The 1,879-nt window shown below is 61.4% G+C and carries 2 protein-coding genes; both read right to left on the reverse strand.

Annotated features, from left to right (window positions below):
- Positions 1–1,042, reverse strand: a 1,042-nt coding sequence (gene secY, locus ABWP09_RS04820) for a preprotein translocase subunit SecY (RefSeq protein ID WP_353204026.1), incomplete at its 3' end; no start/stop codon positions are given.
- 226 nt (positions 1,043–1,268) lie between these two features.
- Positions 1,269–1,811, reverse strand: a complete 543-nt coding sequence (gene rplO, locus ABWP09_RS04825) for a 50S ribosomal protein L15 (RefSeq protein WP_353204027.1) — start codon at positions 1,809–1,811, stop codon at positions 1,269–1,271.
- Positions 1,812–1,879: the final 68 nt, after the last annotated feature.

Here is a 1,879-nt window from a genome sequence, read left to right on the forward strand (position 1 = left end):
TCTCTTCCGGATTGAACACGACCGCGGTGTAGAAGAACGAGAAGAAGATGATCCCTGCGCCATACAGCGTCATATACGCGATGCTGCCATGCTGCAGATACTGGTTGAGCCAGATGATCGCCGACCCCCAATAGCTGTCCCCCGACACGTTGGTGCCCGCGAACTGCGTGATCGTCAGCGGCATCAGCAGCAGCGACGACGCGAAGATCGGCGGAATGACACCAGCGGTGTTGATCTTCAGCGGCAAATGGCTGCGGTCGGCTTGCATCCCACGCTGCGTCTGGCGCTTGGGATATTGGATCAGGATGCGGCGCTGCGCGCGTTCCATGAAGCAAATGAACAGAATGAGGCCAGCGACCGCCACCGCAATCAGCACGACGGTGAAGCCAGTCACGCTACCGCCGCCGGTGCGCGCGGTCTGCGCGAGGTTGAAAAGCGTCGTTGGCAAGTTCGCGACGATCCCCGCCATGATGATCAGCGACATGCCGTTGCCGATCCCGCGACTGGTGATCTGCTCGCCAATCCACATCAGGAACATCGTACCGCCAACGAGGCTGATGACCGAACCGATGATGAACAACGGGCCAGGCTCGACCACCACGCCCTGACTCTCGAACCCGAGCGACAGGAAATAGCCCTGGATCACCGTCAGCGCGACCGTGCCGTAGCGCGTATATTGATTGAGCCGCTTGCGCCCGCTCTCGCCTTCCTTCTTGATCGCAGCGAGCGTCGGCGACAGCGAGGTCGCGAGCTGCACCACGATCGAGGCGGTGATGTACGGCGTAACGCCCAAAGCGATCAGGCTGGCGCGCTTGAGCGAACCGCCGGAGAAGGCGTTGAAAAAATCGAGCACGCCGCCGCTGGTGCGCTGCGCGAGCGCGGTTAGCGCGGTCGGGTCGATGCCCGGCAACGGCACATAGCTCAACAGTCGGAACACGATCAGCGCACCGATCGTGAACCACAAGCGCTTCTTGAGGTCGGTCGCCTGTGCGAATTTCGACAGGCTGATGCTGGAGGCCATCTGGTCGGCTGCGGATGCCATACTGCGTGTCGTCCCGGTAACGTATGTCAGGAAACAAAAAACGGCGGAAAGCGTTTGACCGCCCCACCGCTCATATAGGCGTCCGAACGGACTTGTCTAACCGTACGAGCATAAATCCTAGCCCGCCGCCTCCGTTGTCATCCCCGCGAAAGCCGGGACCCAGCTCCATTGGCCGGTGATGGGTCCCCGCTTCCGCGGGGATGACACAGGGGATTCAAGGGGTCGATTACGCCTTGAACGATTCCTTGTGCGCCTTGCGCTCGCGATACTTGACGCCCTTCTTCGCGGCAGCCTTTTCAGCAGCCGGCACGACATGGATCACGTCGACCGACCCGCCGATCTTTTCAACCGCTTCGATCGCTCCCTTGGAGGCACCGGCGACGGTGAACTTCAACACCGTGGTCAGTTCGCCCTTGGCGAGCAGACGGACGCCGTCCTTGCCACCGCGGGCGAGACCAGCGGCCTTCAGCGCGTCATGGTCGAGCGTTGCGCCTGCTTCAATCTTGCCAGCGTCGATCGCCTTTTGGATCGCACCGAGGTTCACCTCGGCATAATCCTTGGCGAAGATGTTGTTAAAGCCGCGCTTTGGCAGACGCATGTGGAGCGGCATCTGGCCGCCTTCGAAGCCGGCGATGGAAACGCCCTCGCGGCTCTTCTGGCCCTTTTGCCCGCGTCCAGCGGTCTTGCCCTTGCCCGAACCGATACCCCGGCCCACACGCATGCGGGATTTACGGGCACCGTCATTGTCGCGGATTTCGTTCAGTTTCATGGTCGTGCACTCGCTTTCGCTTTTGTCGCGCTGATAAAATGAGGAAGGGGGCCGTTAGCCCCCTCCCC

The sequence above is a fragment of the Sphingomonas sp. genome (assembly GCF_040398505.1).
Classification (GTDB): domain Bacteria; phylum Pseudomonadota; class Alphaproteobacteria; order Sphingomonadales; family Sphingomonadaceae; genus Sphingomonas.